Raw genomic sequence first — 16,674 nt, 5'->3', positions numbered from 1 at the left:
GGGGCGCGTAGTCTCGACCCAGAAAGTTGACGGACCGTCACATGATGGGCGTGCCGAAGCGTTTGTCCGCGTGCGTGCGCACCGCCGCGCGTGGGCAGGACGTCTCGGGGCGGACATCACAGGACCGAAGGGGCCGGAGCCGTTCCTGCTGCCGGGGACGCCGTACAGGAGTACTACTGCGCAGATGCAATGATGCGGGAGTGATCGAACACCCGGCTCTGAGCAAGCTGCCGGGTGGGGCCATAGCGGCGTCTTCGGACGGGCATGACACCCTCGGACCGGCACCTGGGTGACCGGACGACCACAGGAGAACTGTTGTGAAAATCGTTGTCTGCGTGAAGTACGTGCCCGACGCCACCGGTGACCGCGGGTTCAACGAGGACGGCACGTCCGACCGCGAGTCGGTCGACTCGCTGCTCTCCGAACTCGACGAGTACGCGATCGAGCAGGCGCTGCAGATCGTCGAGTCGGGCGTCGAGGCGGAGATCACCTACCTGACGGTCGGCCCCGACGACGCCAAGGACGCGCTGCGCAAGGCGCTCGCGATGGGCGGCGACAAGGCGATCCACGTCAACGACGACGACATCCAGGGAACCGACGCGCTCGGCACGTCGCTGATCCTCGCGAAGGCGATCGAGAAGTCCGGCTACGACCTGGTCGTCTGCGGCATGGCCTCGACCGACGGCAACATGGGCGTCGTCCCGGCGATGCTCGCCGAGCGCCTCGGCGTCCCGCAGGTCACCTTCCTCGACGAGGTCAAGGTCGAGGGCGGCGTGGTCAAGGGCCGCCGCGAAGGCGACGTCGCGTCCGAGCAGATCGAGGCGAGCCTGCCCGCCGTCGTGTCCGTGACCGACCGCACCGGCGAGGCCCGCTTCCCGTCGTTCAAGGGCATCATGGCGGCGAAGAAGAAGCCGCTGGAGAAGCTGGACCTGGACGACCTGGGCGTCGCGTCCGACGAGGTCGGCCTGTCCGCCGCCTGGTCGACGGTCGACTCCGCCACCGCCCGCCCGCCGCGCAGCAAGGGCGAGGTCGTCGAGGACGAAGGCGACGGCGGCGTGAAGCTCGCGGAGTTCCTCGCCGCGAAGAAGTTCATCTGAGTCGGGCAGCACCGGACCTTACGACTATCCCCGGGCTTCACCGGACAAGGAGAGAATGCTGTGGGTGAGATCCTCGTTCTCGTCGACCACGTCGACGGAGCCGTTCGCAAGCCGACCCTGGAACTGCTGACCCTGGCGCGCCGCCTGGGCGAGCCGTCCGCGGTCTTCCTCGGTAAGGGCGCCGACGCCGCGACCGAGACCCTGGGCCGCTACGGCGCCCAGAAGGTGTACGTCGTCGACGCCGCCGAAATCGACGACTACCTCGTCGTCCCGAAGGCCGACGCGCTCGCGCAGATCGCGCAGTCGGCGAACCCGGCCGCCATCCTCGTGCCGTCGTCCGCCGACGGCCGCGAGATCGGTGCCCGTGTCGCGGTGCGCCTGGGCTCGGGCCTGATCACCGACGCCGTCGACGTGGTCGCCGGCGAGAACGGCCCGGAGACCGAGCAGTCGGTCTTCGCCGCCACGTACCAGGTCCGCGCGCACGTCACCAAGGGCACGCCGGTCATCACCGTCAAGCCGAACGCGGCGACCCCGGAGGAGGCCCCGGCCACCCCCGCCGTCGAGTCCGTCTCGGTTTCCTTCTCGGCCGCCGCCACCGGCACGAAGATCGTCTCGCGCGCCCCGCGCGAGAAGTCCGACCGCCCCGAGCTGACCGAGGCCGACATCGTCGTCTCCGGCGGCCGCGGCGTGAACGGCGCCGAGAACTTCGTGGTCATCGAGCGCCTCGCGGACTCCCTCGGTGCCGCGGTCGGTGCCTCACGCGCCGCCGTCGACGCCGGCTGGTACCCGCACAGCCACCAGGTCGGCCAGACCGGCACCCAGGTCTCCCCGCAGCTCTACATCGCCGCGGGCATCTCCGGCGCGATCCAGCACCGCGCGGGCATGCAGACCTCCAAGACCATCGTCGCCATCAACAAGGACGAGGACGCCCCGATCTTCGACCTGGTCGACTACGGCGTGGTCGGCGACCTGTTCAAGGTCGTCCCGCAGCTGGAAGAAGAGATCAACAAGCGCAAGTAAGGCCCCAGGCCTACCGCTTCGCCGCACCGGCCCCCGATTCCGCATGGAATCGGGGGCCGGTGGCGTTCGGGGGTTCGTCGGTGCGGCCCCGTCGGCTACTGTCGGCTCCCGGAGCCCGAGGAGGCGCCATCACCGACCCGAAGTTCCGGATCATGAGCTGGGACGAAGACGAAGCCCTCGGCGAATGCCAGGACATCGACGGCCTGTTCGTTCCCGACGACACACCGCCGAGGAATCGGCTCGTGCTGCTGGGCTGCTCGTCGGCCGACGCCATCCGCGAGGCCTTCGCGTCCCCACGGCGGCCGTCCTACCTGGAATGGGAAGAAGTCGGCAGCGCGGGCGACGCGATCGGGGCCTACTACGCCGACGCCCCGCACCTCGTCGACATCCGGCCCTGCCTGCGCGATCTCCGCCGGCACGATGTCGTGGTCGAATACGGCGACGGGGGCGCCATCCCCGGCACCAGCGCGCCTCCTTATACGCACGTCCCCTTCTCCTCGGGCTACCGGCTCCGGGCCCACGAGGGCGACACGGCCCGCGAACTCGGCACCTTCCGCCAAGAGTCCTGGCTCGTCACCCACGACGACGAACCCGACGTCCCGATGACCTTGGTCGGTTGTGCGCCCGGCGACGGTCTCCGCCGCATCCTCGCTTCCACGAGCCCGCGCCGCCGGGACGTCGGCCCCGTGTTGCTTTATCTCCTCGACCGGGACGGCGGTGTCGCCCACATCGAGTCCTGCCGCATGACCGTCGGCGACGCGCGTCCGTCACGCCTCGGCGGCGGGCTCCTCGACATCACCGTGACCGGCCCCGCCTGGACGCGCCCGGTCGTGGACGCCGCCGAGGTGTGGGACCTGTGGCTGAAGGGCAGGCCCACGGAGCCCGGTTCGTGGACCGGGCTGTCCGCCCGCGGCCGAGCGGAATGGCTGGCCCGGGCGGTCCCCGCCCGCCACGGTTTCGCCGTCGGCTCGTCCGACAGCCCCGCCGGAACCGTCTACGAACTCGACGGCAGCCACGTCACCGACGAGGCCGGCTTCTTCTGCGCCTTGGGGGAAGCCGTCAACGGTGCCGGCGGCTACTTCGGCAGGTGTCTCGCCGCGCTGGACGACTGCCTGGGCGGCGGGTTCGGCGCCAGGAGGCCGTTCACCCTGGTCTGGCGTCACTCCGACGTGGCGGCCCGGCACGCGGCGGAGGCCGGTGCCTCGTGGTTGGCCGACTGTGTGGACCTCTTGCGGAGTTCCGGCGTCGACGTGCGGATGTCCTGACCGCCCGACGCTGCGGCCGCGGACGAACGGGCGCGGCGTCCCCGACGCTCGCCCAGCGCCCATACTCCGAGCCCCGTCAGGGCGAAGGCCGCGCCCAGGGCGCATACCGCGTGCCAGCCGGCCGCGGCGTAGAGGGTGGTGGCGGTGATGGCGCCCAGGGCGCTGCCGAGGGAGTAGAAGACCATGTAGCCGCCGATGAGGCTGCTGCCTGCGTCGGGGCGCAAGGCGTAGAGCACCGTTTGGTTCGTGACATGCACGGCTTGCACCGCCAAGTCCAGGACGATCGCCCCCACCACCAGCGCCCACAGGGTCGAGGTGGTTGCGGCGAGGGGCAGCCAGGACAGGGCCAGCAGGGCGAGGCCGCCGCCGGTGACGTGGCGGGCGTAGCCGCGGTCGGCGAGGCGTCCCGCCGGGGACGCGGCGAGGGCGCCGGCCGCTCCCGCCAGGCCGAAGGCGCCGATCGCGGAGTGCGAGAGCGTGTACGGCGGTTCGCTCAACGGCAGGGCGACACTGCTCCACAGGGTGCCGAACGATGCGAACAGCAGCAGCGCGATCGCCGCACGCTGTCGGAACAGCTTTTCGGTGCGCAGGAGTTCCGGCAGTGAGCCGAGCAGCTTGCGGTACGGGGGCGGCGTCGGCCGGGCGCCGCCGGAGGGGAGGATGCGCGCGAGTGCGGCCGCGACGGCGACGCTCAGCACCGCCGATGCCGCGTATACCGAGCGCCAGCCCGCGGCGTCCGCGAGCAACCCGGCGACGGTGCGCGCGAGCAGGATCCCGACCACGATCCCGGCGGTGACCGTGCCCACGACGCGACCGCGGGACGCCTCGTCGGCGAGTGCGGCGGCCGACGCGACGAGAAGCTGCGTCACCACCGCGAGGAGCCCGACGGCGGCGAAGGCCGCGAAGAGCACGGCCGGGGACTGCGCCGTCGCGACCGCGGTCAGTGCGACGGCCAGCGTCAGCATCTGGGCGACGGCGAGGCGCTTGCGGTCGAGCCGGTCGCCCAGCGGGACGAGCAGCAGCAGGCCGATGCCGTAGCCGAGTTGGGTGAGGGTGACGACGGCGCCGACGGCGCGCTCGCCGATGCCGAAGTCGGCGCCGAGGGTGGCGAGCAGCGGTTGCGCGAAGTACACGTTCGCCACCGAGGCGCCCGCGGCGACGGCGAACAGGAGCGCGGCTCCGGGCGGGAGGCCGGTGGGGGCGGCGTTGCGGGCGTTGCGGGCGTTGGGGCGCAGTGCGGACACGGCGGCTCCTCTCTGGTTTCAAGATGAAACCAGAGGGACGTTAGCCGCCAGTGGTAGCATGATGCAACCACGAAAGCCCGGGAGGTCCGGAGATGGTGAAACGCACGCGGTTCGACGCGGAGCCGTGCCCGGTCGCGCGGTCCGTCGACGCGATCGGCGACTGGTGGTCGCTGCTCATCGTGCGCGACGCGTTCGACGGGAGCCGGCGGTTCGGCGACTTCCAGCGCGGGCTCGGGATCGCCAGGAACATCCTCACCGCCCGGCTGCGCGGCCTCGTCGACGCCGGGATCCTCGACCGGCAGCCTGCCGCGGACGGCAGTCCCTACCAGGAGTACGTGCTCACGCCCCGGGGCCGCGACCTGTTCCCGGTCGTGGTCGCCCTGCGCCAGTGGGGCGAACGGCACTTCTTCGCACCCGGCGAGCCCCGGTCGGAACTCCTCGACCGCCGCGACGGCAAGCCGCTGGCCCCGCTGGAGATCCGCGCCGCGGACGGCCGGCGCGTGGAAGCGCCGGAGACGGAAGTGCGGAAGGTGCCGGAGGGGGAGTGACCCGGCTTCTCCCGGCCCGGTCGGCGTCCGATCCGGGCCGGGTGCGGTCCTTGCGTCAGTGCTTCTCGCGGTACGTGTGCAGCGGCTCCGCCACCGACGCGTCGGTGCTGACCCGGCGCCGGTCCGGTTCGACGGCCGTGAGGGCCGTGGCCGGGCGGAGGCTGACGAGGGAGCGGGCGGCGAGGTCCTGGTAGACCTTGGTGCCGTTGGCCTTCCAGGCGAGTTCGGCGTCGGACAGTTCGCGGGTCACCTTCGCGGGGGATCCCGCCGCGAGGTGCTTTTCGGGGACGACGGTGCCCGCCTTCACGAAGCTGTTGGCGGCGACGAAGGCGTAGGCGCCGAGGTCGACGCCGTCCATGACGACCGCGTTCATGCCGACCAGGACGCCGCGGCCGACGCGGCAGCCGTGCAGGATCGCGCCGTGGCCGATGTGGCCGTCTTCTTCGATGACCGTGTCGGTGCCGGGGAAGCAGTGCACGACGCAGCCGTCCTGGACGTTCGCGCCCGCGCCCACGGTGATCCGGCCGAAGTCGCCGCGGAGACTGGCCAGCGGGCCGATGTAGCAGTGCGGGCCGATGATCACGTCGCCGAGCAGGACGGCGTCCGGGTGCACGAACGCCGTCGGGTCGATCACAGGGACCACGGAGTCGATCTCGTATACCCGGGCCATGCCTGTCTCCGTTCCGTCGCAGCTCCCCCGCGGAGCCAGTATTGCTGACGGTGCGTCAGGTTTGGTGGGTGCCCGGCCTCACTCCTCGCCGAGGGCCGCTTCGTACGCCGCCAGCGTCCCGGTGAACACCGCCCGCTCCGCCGGGGTCAGCGGCTCCAGCGCCTTGCGCCACGCCCCCGCGCTGCGGCCCAGCCAGGCCCGGATCGCGGGCTCCTGGGCCGCCGCGATCCCGACGATGGCCTTGCGCCGGTCGGACGCGTCGGGGGAGCGCTCCAGAATGCCCTGCCTGGCGAGGTCGCCGACCATCAGGCTCACCGTCGCCGGCGCCACCTCCAGCCGCGCGGCCAGCTCGTTGACCGGCATCGGGCCGTCGAACACCAGATAGGCGAGCAGCGACAAATGCCGCGGCGCCAGCGTGAACCCCCGGAGTTCGGGCGGCACGCCGAGCCGCTTCGCCCGCCCGACGATCCGCGGCATGAGCAGCAGCAGCGTCCGGATCGCGTCGTCGACGTCGACCCCCGGCGCGGCGTCGCGGGCCGGGGCGTCTCCCGGATCGGTTGACACCGGCGCGTCACCTCCATGGCTTCGAGAGCAAAGATACTGGGGACCTGCCGCGCGAGGAACGCCGCGTGATGGTCGAGGTGTTGCGGCGCGTGGAAGCGATCGCGGGGATGTCGGCCGGGGGGCAAAGGCCACGGCGCGCCGCGCAAAGCGGCAGGCTCCGGGCCGCGGACGCGGACCCGGAGCCTGCCGTCGAACCGAGGGGCGGATCAGCCCTGCACGCGGTTCCCGTCCATGCCCGCGTTCGGCGCCGCCTTCGCGACCAGGTCGGGGATGACGTCGGAGAGTTCCGCCGGGCTCCAGCGGCTGCCCTTGTCGACGGTCGGGCCGTTGGCCCAGCCCTCGGCGACCGAGATCGAGCCGCCCGCGACCGAGAAGACCCGGCCGGTGACGCCCGCCGACGCGGTCGAGCCGAGCCACACGACCAGCGGCGAGATGTTCTCCGGCGCGAGCTTCTCCGCCGCCTCGGACTTGTCGCCGATGAGGCCGGCCAGGTCCTCGGTCATGCGAGTGAGCGCGGTCGGGGCGATCGCGTTGACCGTGACGCCGTAACGGCCGAGTTCCTGCGACGCGATGACCGTGAACGCGGCGATGCCGGCCTTCGCCGCGCCGTAGTTCGTCTGCCCGACGTTGCCGAAGATGCCCGACGGCGACGACGTGTTGATGATGCGCGCGTCGACGGCCTCGCCCGCCTTGGCGAGATTGCGCCAGTGCGCGGCCGCGTGGTGCGCCGGGCCGAACGTGCCCTTCAGGTGGACCTTGATGACCGCGTCCCACTCGGCTTCGCTCATGTTGGTCAGCATGCGGTCGCGCAGGATGCCCGCGTTGTTGACCAGCACGTCGATCCGGCCGAAGGTGTCGATCGCCAACTGGATCAGCGACGCCGCGCCGTCCCACGTCGAGATGTCCTCGGCGTGCGCGACGGCCTCGCCGCCCGCGGCGACGATCTCGTCCACCACGGCCTGCGCCGGTCCCGTGGACGCGCCCGTGCCGTCGCGCGAGCCGCCGAGGTCGTTGACGACGACCTTCGCACCCTCCGCGGCGAATGCCAGCGCGTGGGAGCGCCCGATGCCGTTGCCCGCGCCGGTGATCACGACCACGCGGCCGTCGCAGATGCCCATTCAGTCCTCCTGGACCCGGATCAATTGCTGACGCTCAATCAATAGCGTCACGATAACCGGGGACGCCAGAGCGAGAGAGGGCGAGCCTGGGATCCGCGGGCGGCAGCGGACGGCGCCGCACGCTTTCCGCCAACCCGTCCGCGCGGTCGCGGAGCGCGTTCAACAGCGGCGTGGCGGCGCTGCCGCGGCGGACCGCGGCGAACAGGTGGCGCCGCGGCGCGGGGGCGCGCAGCGGGCGCACCGCGACGCCGGGCGGCGCCGACGCGAGCGACATGTGCGGCATCATCGCCACGCCGAGACCGGCGGCGACCAGCGCGTACATCGCGCCGAAGTCGGTGACGTGGTGCCGTACGCGCGGCTGGAAACCGGCCTGGCCGCAGGCCTGCGCGGCGAGCGCGTGGCACGCGGTGCCTTCCGCGGTGAGCACCCACTCCTCGTCGACGAGGTCCGCGGCCAAGTCGAGTTCGGGGAGGTCGGCGAGCGGGTGCCCGGCGGGCAGCGCCATGTGGACGGGCTCGCTGAGCAGCGGGTGCAGCACCAGCGTCGGGTGGTCCGCGGCCGGCACCTGCGGCGAGTTCATGACCACCGCGAGGTCGAGGTCGCCCGCGACGAGCAGCGGGATGGCGTCCTCGGTCTCCTTCTCGACGATCGCGAACCGCCAGCCCGGGTGGGTTTCCCGGACGTGCGCGACCGCGGGCGCCACGAGCGACGCGAGCGCGGTCGGGAACCCGCCGACCCGGGCTTCGCCGACGCCGCCGTGCGCGTGCGCGGCCAGGTCGGCGCGGGCGCGTTCGAGCTGGACGCCGATCGCGTCGGCATGGGTGAGCAGCACGCGGGCCGCGCCGGTGAGCCGGACGCCGCGCCCGTGGCGCTCCAGCAGCGGGACGCCCGCTTCCTTGGCGAGCACCGCCAACTGCTGGGACACCGCCGACGGGGTCAGGTGCAGGCTCTCCGCGGCCGCGGCGACCGTGCCGTGCCGGGCGAGGGTCTGGAGGATCCGCAGCCGCTTCAGGTCCATTCAGGAAAACTACCGAATGGCTCCCGGAAAAAGTAGCTGGTCCTGAGGATGGGCCCGCCGGAACACTGGCGGTCATGCCGCAATCGCCGCAATCGCCGCAGGTACCCCAGGTCCTCCAGGTCCCCCAGGTCCCCCAGATCCCGCACCTCCCGCAGATGCAGCGCTCTCACACGCTCCAGGCCGCCCTGGTCGCCGTCATCTGGGGCCTGAACTTCGTCGCCATCGACTACGGCCTCGACGCGTTCCCGCCGCTGCTGTTCGCGGCCCTGCGGTTCACGTTCGTCGCCCTGCCCGCGGTGTTCTTCGTGCCGCGGCCGCGGGTGCCCGTGCGGATCGTGGTCGGCGTCGGCATGCTCGTGTGCGTCGGCCAGTTCGGCTTCCTGTTCACCGCGATGCACCTGGGCATGCCCGCCGGGCTGTCGTCGATCGTCCTGCAGTGCCAGGCGATGTTCACCGTGCTGTTCGCGATGGCGTTCCTCGGCGAACGCCCGGCGCGCGGCAGGCTCGCCGCGCTGGGCGTGGCGGCGGCCGGACTGATGGTCATCGCGGCCGGACGCGGGCAGAGCGCCGGAATCGGCGCGTTCCTCCTGGTCGTGGCGGCGGGCGCGTCGTGGGCGCTGGGCAACGTGCTGACCCGGAAGGCGGGCAGCGCGGCCGGGTTCGGGCTGGTGGTGTGGTCGGGGCTGGTCGCGCCGCTGCCGCTGTTCGGGCTGTCGCTGGCCTTCGAAGGCTGGTCGGCCGACCGGGACGCGCTCACCGGCATCGGCCCGTCCGGGATCGCCGCACTGCTCTACATCGTCGTGGTGTCGACGTTCGCCGGCTACGGCCTGTGGAACAACCTGCTCGGCCGCTTCCCGGCCGCCGCCGTCGCGCCCTACACCCTGCTCGTCCCGGTCGTCGGCATCGCCGCCGCGGCCGCCGTCCTCGGCGAACGCCCCACCGGGTGGGACTGGGCCGGGGGAGCGGTCGTCATGGCCGGCATCGCGCTGATGAACCTGCCGGCCCGCCGCCGCGCCGTGCCGCGCGAGCCCGCACCCACCCGCGAGCCCGCACACACGCAAGCGCGGGACCCCCGCCGAATCCGGCAGGAGTCCCGCGCCGCGGACAGTGCCGACCCGGTCGTTACCGGGTGACTACCGCATGACCGCTGTTCGGTTGCTTCGGTTACTTGGTGATGCCGAAGCGGTCCAGGCCGTACGCCTTGATGGCGTTGCCGCGGAACAGCTTGTAGCACTCCTCCTGCGTCAGGCCCGCGTTGGTGGCGATCTCCGTCGCGACCTTCAGCGTGTGCGGGAACGTCGCGTCGGCGTGCGGGTAGTCGACCTCGAAGCAGATCTGGTCGATGCCGATGATGTCGCGGTTCTTCAGGCCGATCTCGTCGTCGAAGATGCAGCCGTAGACGCGGTCCTTGATGTACGACGACGGCTTGTTCGCCAGCGACGAACCGAAGTCGTTGTCGTCGCGCTCGGCCCACAGCTTGTCGGCGCGCTCCAGCACGTACGGCATCCAGCCGACCTGGCCCTCGGCGTACGCGATCTTCATGTTCGGGAAGCGGTCGAACACGCCCGAGAAGATGTAGTCGACCAGCGAGCCCATCGCGTTCTGGAAGGTCAGCGTGGACGACACGATGAACGGCGCGTCGGGCGACGTCGACGGCATCTTCGACGACGAACCGATGTGCATGTTGATGATCGTGCCGGTCTCTTCGCAGGCCTGGAAGAACGGGTCCCAGAACCGGCCCTTGTCGTGCACCGACGGCAGGCCCAGCGGCACCGGGTTCTCCGAGAACGCCACCGCGAACGAGCCCTTGGCCGCGCAGCGCCGCACCTCGGCCGCCGCCAGCTGCGGGTCCCACAGCGGGATCAGCGTCATCGGCAGGAGGATGCCCTTGCCCTCACCGGCACACCACTCGTCGATGATCCAGTCGTTGTACGCCTGGACGCAGAGCAGCGCCAGCTCCTTGTCCTGGCGCTCCAGGAACGCCTGGCCGCAGAACCGCGGAAGGATGTTCGGGAAGCAGATCGACGCGTCCGTGTGGTTCGCCGCCATGTCCTTCAGTCGCTCGGACTGGATCCACGCACCCGGACGGATGTCGTCGAAGGTGACCGGCGTCACGTCCAGCGTGTCGAAGCCGACCGCCGCGGACAGCTTCGGGAACGGGTAGACCAGGTCGTCGTACAGCCACCAGTCGCACCACTCGCCGTCCTCGACGCCCTTCTCGTACGAGAAGACGCCGCCGACGAAGTTGAACTTCGCCTTCTCGCGCACCACGCGCGGACCGCGGTCCTTGAACTTCGCCGGGAGCCGGTCCTGCCACAGGTTCGGCGGCTCGACGACGTGGTCGTCGACCGAGATGATGCGGGGGATTTCCAGCGTCATGATGCGGCTCCTGATCCGTGCCCTGGCCTGTCCCCTCCAGGAAACCCGCTGCGCCCGGCCCGGCCAAGCCCCCAGTCCCGGCTAACGTTATTCCGCACGGGCATATCCTGGCGGCATGGACTTGCGGGATCTGCGGAGCTTCCTGGCCGTCGCCGAAGAACGCCACTTCGGCCGCGCGGCCGCCCGCCTCTACCTGTCGCAGCCCATGGTGTCCAAGGCGGTCCGCCGTCTTGAGCAGCAACTGGGCGTCCGCCTGGTCGACCGCAGCTCGCTGCCGGTCACCCTGACCCCGGTCGGCGAGCAGTTCCGGCGGCAGGTCGACGACGCGCTGCGGCTCCTCGACGACGCCTGCGCGGACGTCCGCCGACGCGCCTCCCGGGAAGCCGGGCAGGTGCGTGTGGGGTATACCTCAGGCCTCGGCCCGTCGCTCGTCTCCACCGCCATCTCCGCCCTGCACATCCGCCACCCGGAACTCCGCGTGCAGTGGACCAGCGAACCCACCGCCCGCCAGGTCGCCGACGTCCGCGAAGGCGTCCTCGACGCCGGCATCGGTTGGATGCCCGACCTCGGCCCCGGCCTCGGCTCCGCCCGAGTCGGCACCTTCGCCTTCGTCGCCCTGCTGCCCGCCGACCACGAGCTGGCCGCCCGCGACTCGGTCGACCTCTCCGAGCTGGTCCGCGGCGAACCCATCATCGTCTGGCCCCGAGGCCCCCACCCCCGCCTCTACACCCGCGTCACCGACGCGCTGCGCCGCGCGGGCGCGGACGACATCGTCGAGGCGTACGGCAGCGTCGACGACGTCATCGCCCGCGTCGTCGACCGCCAAGGCGTCGGCATCTCCCCCCGCAGCTGGGCCCGCCAGCGCCCGGTCCGCGGCATCGTCCAGGTCGACCTCACCGGCACCCCCGACGTCCCCGTCACCGCCTTCTGGCGCTCCGACCGCGACCACGAAGGCGTGGACCTCCTCGTCCGATGCCTCCGCGAGGTCGCCGAGGACAGCGACCTGGCCGAGCAGCTCTAGACCCAGCCGACCTGTTTGGCTGTCGGGGACGCCGAGATCCACCCTTCGCGGCCCGTCCGCTTGACACCCCGTCACCGCCCCCGCCGGGCCCCGCGGCGCGGTCGGCGCGGCTCGGTACGCTGCTGCGCACCGCGGGGCGATCTTCTGGCTGGGGGATAGGTGCACGACGACAACGGCAGTGACGGCGGCTGGCAGTGGGAGCGCCCGGAGGGCAGACGCGGCCGCCATCCGTGGGAACGGCCGTGGGACCGGCTGCGGATGCGCCGCGGCGGGGCCCGCCGCTACGGGACTGCCGGACGCTGGGACGTGTTCGCGAGCTGGTGGTTCCGCACCGTGATGGTCAGCCTGTTCCTCGCGTTGGCCTTGGCCGTCATGAAGGGCGACTGGGGCACGTTCGGCGGCGACGGAAAGTCGGATGACTCGCCGACCACGGTCGCGCCATGGCCGTCCGGAGCCTTGCTCGACCCCGAACAACTTCCCCTGATACCCGGCGAGTTGACCGGCTGGCGGACGGACTCGGGGCACCGCGGCCCGGACTGCGTGCAGTTGAAGCTCCCGAACTCGGACGATGTGCGGGTGAGCGAACGGGGATTCACCCACGACACCGGCGGCGCCCGCGAGGTGCTGATCCGCTACCAGCCGTTCACCCAGCGGCCCAACGCGCTCAGCCGCGTCATGGACGCGGTCACGGCATGCGCCGAAGGCTCGAAGGGCGTGCGCACCCCCGGCACGTCGGACGCGAACAACCTGGTGTGGGAGATCGACGACCCGAAGGGCGCGGAAGGGAAGGACACCCGGCTGCGGATCGGCATCCGGTTCGCCTACGACGCCATCGTGCTGGTCGTGGTCGACAGCAAGGGGCCGCCCCTGGACCCGGCGGTGCGGGTCATGGACGGGCTGCTGTCCGCGGCCGGCCGGGAAGCCGGCATCGCGGGCGGACGCCCGGCGGGCGGCGACATCCCGGCCCGACCCGGAGTCCCGGCCTAGGGACCGCGGTCACCGCCTAGCCCGCGGCCTGGATGCGGCCGGTGCCGGTCTGCGCCCGGTAGCGCCGGTGGGCCGCCACGGTCTCCACCGCCACCAGCAGCGCCGCCACGCCCCCCGCCACGGCGGTGGCCGGTGCGGGCGCCAGGACGAACCCGGCCAGCACCAGCGCCGCCGCCGCGACCGCCCAGCGCACCAGCCGCTCCGGACCGCACGGGTCCGTCGGCCGCAGCGAGATCACCCCGACGGCGACGAGGAAGACCGCCAGCGGGACGGTGACCGCGAGCGCGGCCGTGCGGTCGGGAATCCCGTGCTCGGCACCATGCCGCGCGACCGCCGCCGCGGCGGTGGCGATACCGCCGCCGACCGCGGCCAGGGAGCCGAAGACGACATAGTGGCCGTAGCCCCACGTGAACGCCCGGATCTGGGTGTCCGGCCCATCGCCGCCGAGGGTGTCGAAGTACAGCCACCAGCACGAGAAGGCCACCAGCAGCCCGCCGCCCCCGACGGTCACGACCGGGGCGGTGACACCGGCTTCCGTCGCGTCGTTGACGGCCACCGTCGCCGCCAGCACGGACTCGCCGAGAATGATCAGCGCGAACAGGCCGTACCGCTCGGCGATGTGCTCCGCGTGCCACATCAGCCCCGGCGCTTCGGCCTGCTCGGCCCAGATCGGCACCAGGATCTCGATCAGCATCAGCGGCACGAACAACGCCTTGAACAGCGTGATCGAGTCGGGGATCGCCGCCCCGATCCACAGCAACTGCACCACGCCGACGCCGATCGCGTACCGGACCGCCCGCGTCCGCACACTCGGCTGGTGCCTGGCCACCCGCAGCCACTGCACGATCAACGCGACCCGCATGACCACGTAGCCCGCCACGACCACACGGTACGTCTTGCCGTCGAACGCCGCGTCGACCCCGGCCGCGAGGATCAGCACCCCGGCCATCTGCAGCAACGTCAGCAGCCGGTAGGGCACGTCGTCGCTGTCGTGCGCGCTGGCGAACCACGTGAAGTTCATCCAGGCCCACCACACCGCGAACAGCAGCATCGCGAAGCCCTGCATGCCGGTGCCGATATGCCCGGTGGCATACGCGTGCTCCAACCGCCCGGTCAGCTGCGACACCGCGACGACGAAACACAGGTCGAAGAACAACTCGAGCGGCGTCGACGCCCGGTGCTCCTCGTCCGGATCCCGCAACGCCGCCCCCCGGCTCCACGGCTTCCCCTCCGTGACCACCAGGCTCTCCTCGGCCGCCATCCCCGCTCCGCTCCTCGTGCGCCAGATCTGCGCCACAGTACGCAGCGGGCGGGGGCAGTGGGGGGATTGCGGCGGGGTGGGGGTCTGCACGCGCGCGAAAGCCGTACACGCAGAAGTCGTCGAGCCGGATTCTGGGTGCAACGCAGGCGCCACCGCCACGCGTTTTGGCGGAAGATGCGGCGCACGCAAGCGGGAAATGCGGCACCGGACCGCACACGAACACCGCCCGGTGCCGCGCCGGACGGTACGGAAGGGACCCACCATGGCCTCGAGACGCGACGTGGTGCTCGTCGTCGACGACGATCCGGCGATCCGGCGTGCCGTCGGGCGCGGGCTGCGGCTGGCCGGGTTCGACGTGCGGCTGGCCGCCGACGGCGGGGAAGCCCTCGCCGCGGTCGTCGGCGACGCGGACCCGGGCGGGCCGCCGGACATCGTCGTCCTCGACGTGTGCCTGCCCGACCTCAGCGGCACCAACGTGTGCCGGCGGCTGCGCGCCGACGGCTGGGACCTGCCGATCCTCGTCCTCTCCGCCCTCGACGAGGTCACCGACCGCATCGCCGGGCTGCAAGCCGGCGCCGACGACTACCTCGTCAAACCGTTCGCGTTCGAAGAGCTCGAACTGCGGCTGCGGGCCCTGCTGCGCCGCATACCCGGCACCGCGGGCCGGGCCGCACCCGAGACCGCGCTGCGCTGCGGCGGCCTCGTCGTCGACCCCGCGGCCCGTACCGCCGCCGTCGACGGCGCCGAACTCACCCTCACCCGGCGCGAATTCGCCCTCCTCGAAGTGCTCGTCCGCAACCGCGGGCGGGTGCTGAGCCGGGATCAGATCCTGGACCGGGTCTGGGGCTACGACTTCGACGTCCGCTCCGACGTCGTGGACACGTTCGTCAGCTACCTGCGCCGCAAACTCGAAGCCGACGGGGCACCGCGGATCCTGCACACCGTCCGCGGCATCGGATTCGTGCTGCGCGAGGACGGGGCCCGGCGGTGAGACTCTCCACCCGCATCGCCCTCGTCACTTCCGTGCTCGTGCCGCTGCTGGTCCTGTCCGCGGGACTGCTGCTGTTCCGGCTTGTCGTGCACGACCAGCGCACGCAACGCGACGACACCCTGCGGCGGCGGGCGGCCGCTCTCGCGCCGCAGGCGCAGTCGCTGCTGCGGGCGACGGCGAAGGACAACGACCGCCAGGAGCAGAGCCGTTCGGCCGAGCTGTTCCTGTCGGCGCTGGACGACGGGGTCCGGCTGACGACGCCCGACCAGACGTACCAAACCGGGCCCCAGCCCGGCCCCGACGTGAAACTGCCCGCCTCGGCACGCAGACCGATCGAGGTGTCGGAAGGGGGACGGCACTGGCGTGCCGTGTCCGTCCCGGTGGTCCTCGCCAAGCCGCGCACGGCCGCGACGCTGTGGCTGTTCACCGCCGACGACGAAGCCCGCGCCCGCGAGAAGCAGCTGCGCAATCGGGTCTTCCTCGTCGCCGCGTTCGCCGTCCCGGCCGCCGCACTCGCCGGGTTCGCCGCCGCGAGCCGCGCCACCAAGTCCCTGCGCCGGCTGCGCGCCCGCGCGGCCGGACTCGACCCGAGCACCGACGCGACGCGCGACGTCCACGTCCCCACGGGCGTCGGCGACGTCGACGACCTCGGCAAGACCCTCGCCACCCTGCTCGGCCGCTACGACGAGCAGGCCGCCCGTACCGCAAGCGCCCTCGACACCGCCCGCTCGTTCGCCGCCGTCGCCGCGCACGAACTCCGCACGCCCCTCACCAGCATGCGCACCAACCTCGACGTCCTCGACCGGCACCCCGACCTCGACGCCGCCGACCGCACCGAGATCCTCGCCGACCTGTCCGGCGAACACGCCCGCGTCCTCGGCCTGCTCCGCGACCTCGGCGCGCTCGCGCAGGGCGACCTCATCGGGGACGACGCGTTCGGGCCGGTCGGCCTCGCCGTCGTCGCACAGGCGGCCGTCGACACGGCACGCGTCGCCTACCCGCGTGCCGACATCACCCTCAGTACGCTCGACGACGCCTTGGTGCGCGGCTGGGAGACCGGGCTGCGGATGGTCCTGGACAACCTGATCGGCAATGCCGTGGTGCACGGCGGGGCGACGACCCGGGTCCGGGTCGACGTCCGGACCGACACGGGCGCCGACCGGGTGCGCATCACCGTCGCCGACGACGGTCCCGGCATCCCTGGGGAACTCCGCGCCGCCGTGTTCGAACGCTTCCGCCGCGGGGCCAGCAGCCCCGGATCCGGCCTCGGCCTCACCCTCGTCGCGCAGCAGACCGCCGTGCACGGCGGCACCGTCGAACTGGTCGACGCGGAGCCGGGACCCGGGCTGGTGGTGCGGATCGACCTGCCCGTCCACCCGCCCGCGGCGACCGCCGCCGACCGGCACGACTGGCTTTCCGGAACGGGCCCAGGCCCACAGGGTTTCCACAAAAACCGCGGTTAACGTCGCCGTCATCGGCACCGGGCCCGCC

General features: G+C 72.2%; 16 protein-coding genes. 9 read left to right on the top strand and 7 right to left on the bottom strand.

What is annotated here, in order from left to right:
• Positions 1–335: 335 nt before the first annotated feature.
• From ACPA54_RS01345 to ACPA54_RS01335, 3 genes are all read left to right on the top strand, one after another.
• Positions 336–1,097: an electron transfer flavoprotein subunit beta/FixA family protein gene (locus ACPA54_RS01345; protein WP_423526861.1), complete on the top strand. Its 762-nt coding sequence runs from the start codon at positions 336–338 to the stop codon at positions 1,095–1,097.
• A gap of 60 nt (positions 1,098–1,157) precedes the next feature.
• Positions 1,158–2,117, top strand: a complete 960-nt coding sequence (locus ACPA54_RS01340; RefSeq protein ID WP_423525887.1) for an electron transfer flavoprotein subunit alpha/FixB family protein — start codon at positions 1,158–1,160, stop codon at positions 2,115–2,117.
• 152 nt (positions 2,118–2,269) lie between these two features.
• Positions 2,270–3,382, top strand: coding sequence for a barstar family protein (locus ACPA54_RS01335; RefSeq protein ID WP_423525885.1), 1,113 nt, complete (start codon positions 2,270–2,272; stop codon positions 3,380–3,382).
• Here the strand turns inward: ACPA54_RS01335 and ACPA54_RS01330 are convergent.
• Positions 3,277–4,626 carry an MFS transporter gene (locus ACPA54_RS01330; protein ID WP_423525883.1) on the bottom strand — a complete coding sequence of 450 codons (1,350 nt, stop codon included), beginning with the start codon at positions 4,624–4,626 and terminating at the stop codon, positions 3,277–3,279. The two genes, ACPA54_RS01335 and ACPA54_RS01330, sit on opposite strands and share 106 nt — an antisense overlap.
• Positions 4,627–4,718: 92 nt before the next feature.
• Here ACPA54_RS01330 and ACPA54_RS01325 point away from each other — a divergent pair, with 92 nt between their 5' ends.
• Positions 4,719–5,174: a winged helix-turn-helix transcriptional regulator gene (locus ACPA54_RS01325; RefSeq protein WP_423525881.1), complete on the top strand. Its 456-nt coding sequence runs from the start codon at positions 4,719–4,721 to the stop codon at positions 5,172–5,174.
• A 55-nt stretch (positions 5,175–5,229) separates the two neighbouring features.
• Here the strand turns inward: ACPA54_RS01325 and ACPA54_RS01320 are convergent, their stop codons facing one another.
• From ACPA54_RS01320 to ACPA54_RS01305, 4 genes are all read right to left on the bottom strand, one after another.
• A complete protein-coding gene (locus tag ACPA54_RS01320; protein ID WP_423525879.1) occupies positions 5,230–5,844 on the bottom strand; it encodes an acyltransferase in 615 nt (204 codons plus the stop codon).
• 78 nt (positions 5,845–5,922) lie between these two features.
• Positions 5,923–6,321 carry a MarR family winged helix-turn-helix transcriptional regulator gene (locus ACPA54_RS01315; protein ID WP_345674939.1) on the bottom strand — a complete coding sequence of 133 codons (399 nt, stop codon included), beginning with the start codon at positions 6,319–6,321 and terminating at the stop codon, positions 5,923–5,925.
• Positions 6,322–6,614: 293 nt separating this feature from the next.
• Positions 6,615–7,526, bottom strand: coding sequence for an SDR family oxidoreductase (locus tag ACPA54_RS01310; protein ID WP_423525877.1), 912 nt, complete (start codon positions 7,524–7,526; stop codon positions 6,615–6,617).
• Positions 7,527–7,560: 34 nt separating this feature from the next.
• The gene (locus tag ACPA54_RS01305; RefSeq protein WP_423525875.1) at positions 7,561–8,544 is read right to left on the bottom strand and encodes a LysR family transcriptional regulator; all 984 of its coding nucleotides are present in this window, start codon (positions 8,542–8,544) and stop codon (positions 7,561–7,563) included.
• Positions 8,545–8,618: 74 nt separating this feature from the next.
• Between ACPA54_RS01305 and ACPA54_RS01300 the strand changes: the two genes are divergently transcribed.
• On the top strand, positions 8,619–9,677 hold the full coding sequence (locus ACPA54_RS01300) for an EamA family transporter (protein ID WP_423525873.1): 1,059 nt from the start codon (positions 8,619–8,621) through the stop codon (positions 9,675–9,677).
• A gap of 31 nt (positions 9,678–9,708) precedes the next feature.
• On the opposite strand, the gene ACPA54_RS01295 is transcribed toward ACPA54_RS01300, so the two are convergent.
• Positions 9,709–10,923: an amidohydrolase family protein gene (locus ACPA54_RS01295; protein ID WP_345674667.1), complete on the bottom strand. Its 1,215-nt coding sequence runs from the start codon at positions 10,921–10,923 to the stop codon at positions 9,709–9,711.
• 115 nt (positions 10,924–11,038) lie between these two features.
• Here ACPA54_RS01295 and ACPA54_RS01290 point away from each other — a divergent pair, with 115 nt between their 5' ends.
• On the top strand, positions 11,039–11,944 hold the full coding sequence (locus ACPA54_RS01290) for a LysR family transcriptional regulator (RefSeq protein WP_423525871.1): 906 nt from the start codon (positions 11,039–11,041) through the stop codon (positions 11,942–11,944).
• Between the two features lie 159 nt (positions 11,945–12,103).
• Positions 12,104–12,931 carry a hypothetical protein gene (locus tag ACPA54_RS01285; RefSeq protein WP_423525869.1) on the top strand — a complete coding sequence of 276 codons (828 nt, stop codon included), beginning with the start codon at positions 12,104–12,106 and terminating at the stop codon, positions 12,929–12,931.
• A 16-nt stretch (positions 12,932–12,947) separates the two neighbouring features.
• On the opposite strand, the gene ACPA54_RS01280 is transcribed toward ACPA54_RS01285, so the two are convergent.
• Positions 12,948–14,192: a low temperature requirement protein A gene (locus ACPA54_RS01280; protein WP_423525867.1), complete on the bottom strand. Its 1,245-nt coding sequence runs from the start codon at positions 14,190–14,192 to the stop codon at positions 12,948–12,950.
• 262 nt (positions 14,193–14,454) lie between these two features.
• Between ACPA54_RS01280 and ACPA54_RS01275 the strand changes: the two genes are divergently transcribed.
• Positions 14,455–15,183, top strand: a complete 729-nt coding sequence (locus tag ACPA54_RS01275; RefSeq protein WP_423525865.1) for a response regulator transcription factor — start codon at positions 14,455–14,457, stop codon at positions 15,181–15,183.
• Positions 15,180–16,646, top strand: coding sequence for a sensor histidine kinase (locus ACPA54_RS01270; RefSeq protein ID WP_423525863.1), 1,467 nt, complete (start codon positions 15,180–15,182; stop codon positions 16,644–16,646). Before ACPA54_RS01275 ends, ACPA54_RS01270 begins: the two co-directional genes overlap by 4 nt.
• Positions 16,647–16,674: the final 28 nt, after the last annotated feature.

It is taken from the genome of Uniformispora flossi, assembly GCF_049534875.1.
GTDB lineage: Bacteria > Actinomycetota > Actinomycetes > Streptomycetales > Streptomycetaceae > Yinghuangia > Yinghuangia aomiensis.
The sequence above is the reverse complement of the archived record's forward strand: the minus strand, read 5'-3'. Positions and strand labels throughout refer to the sequence as shown.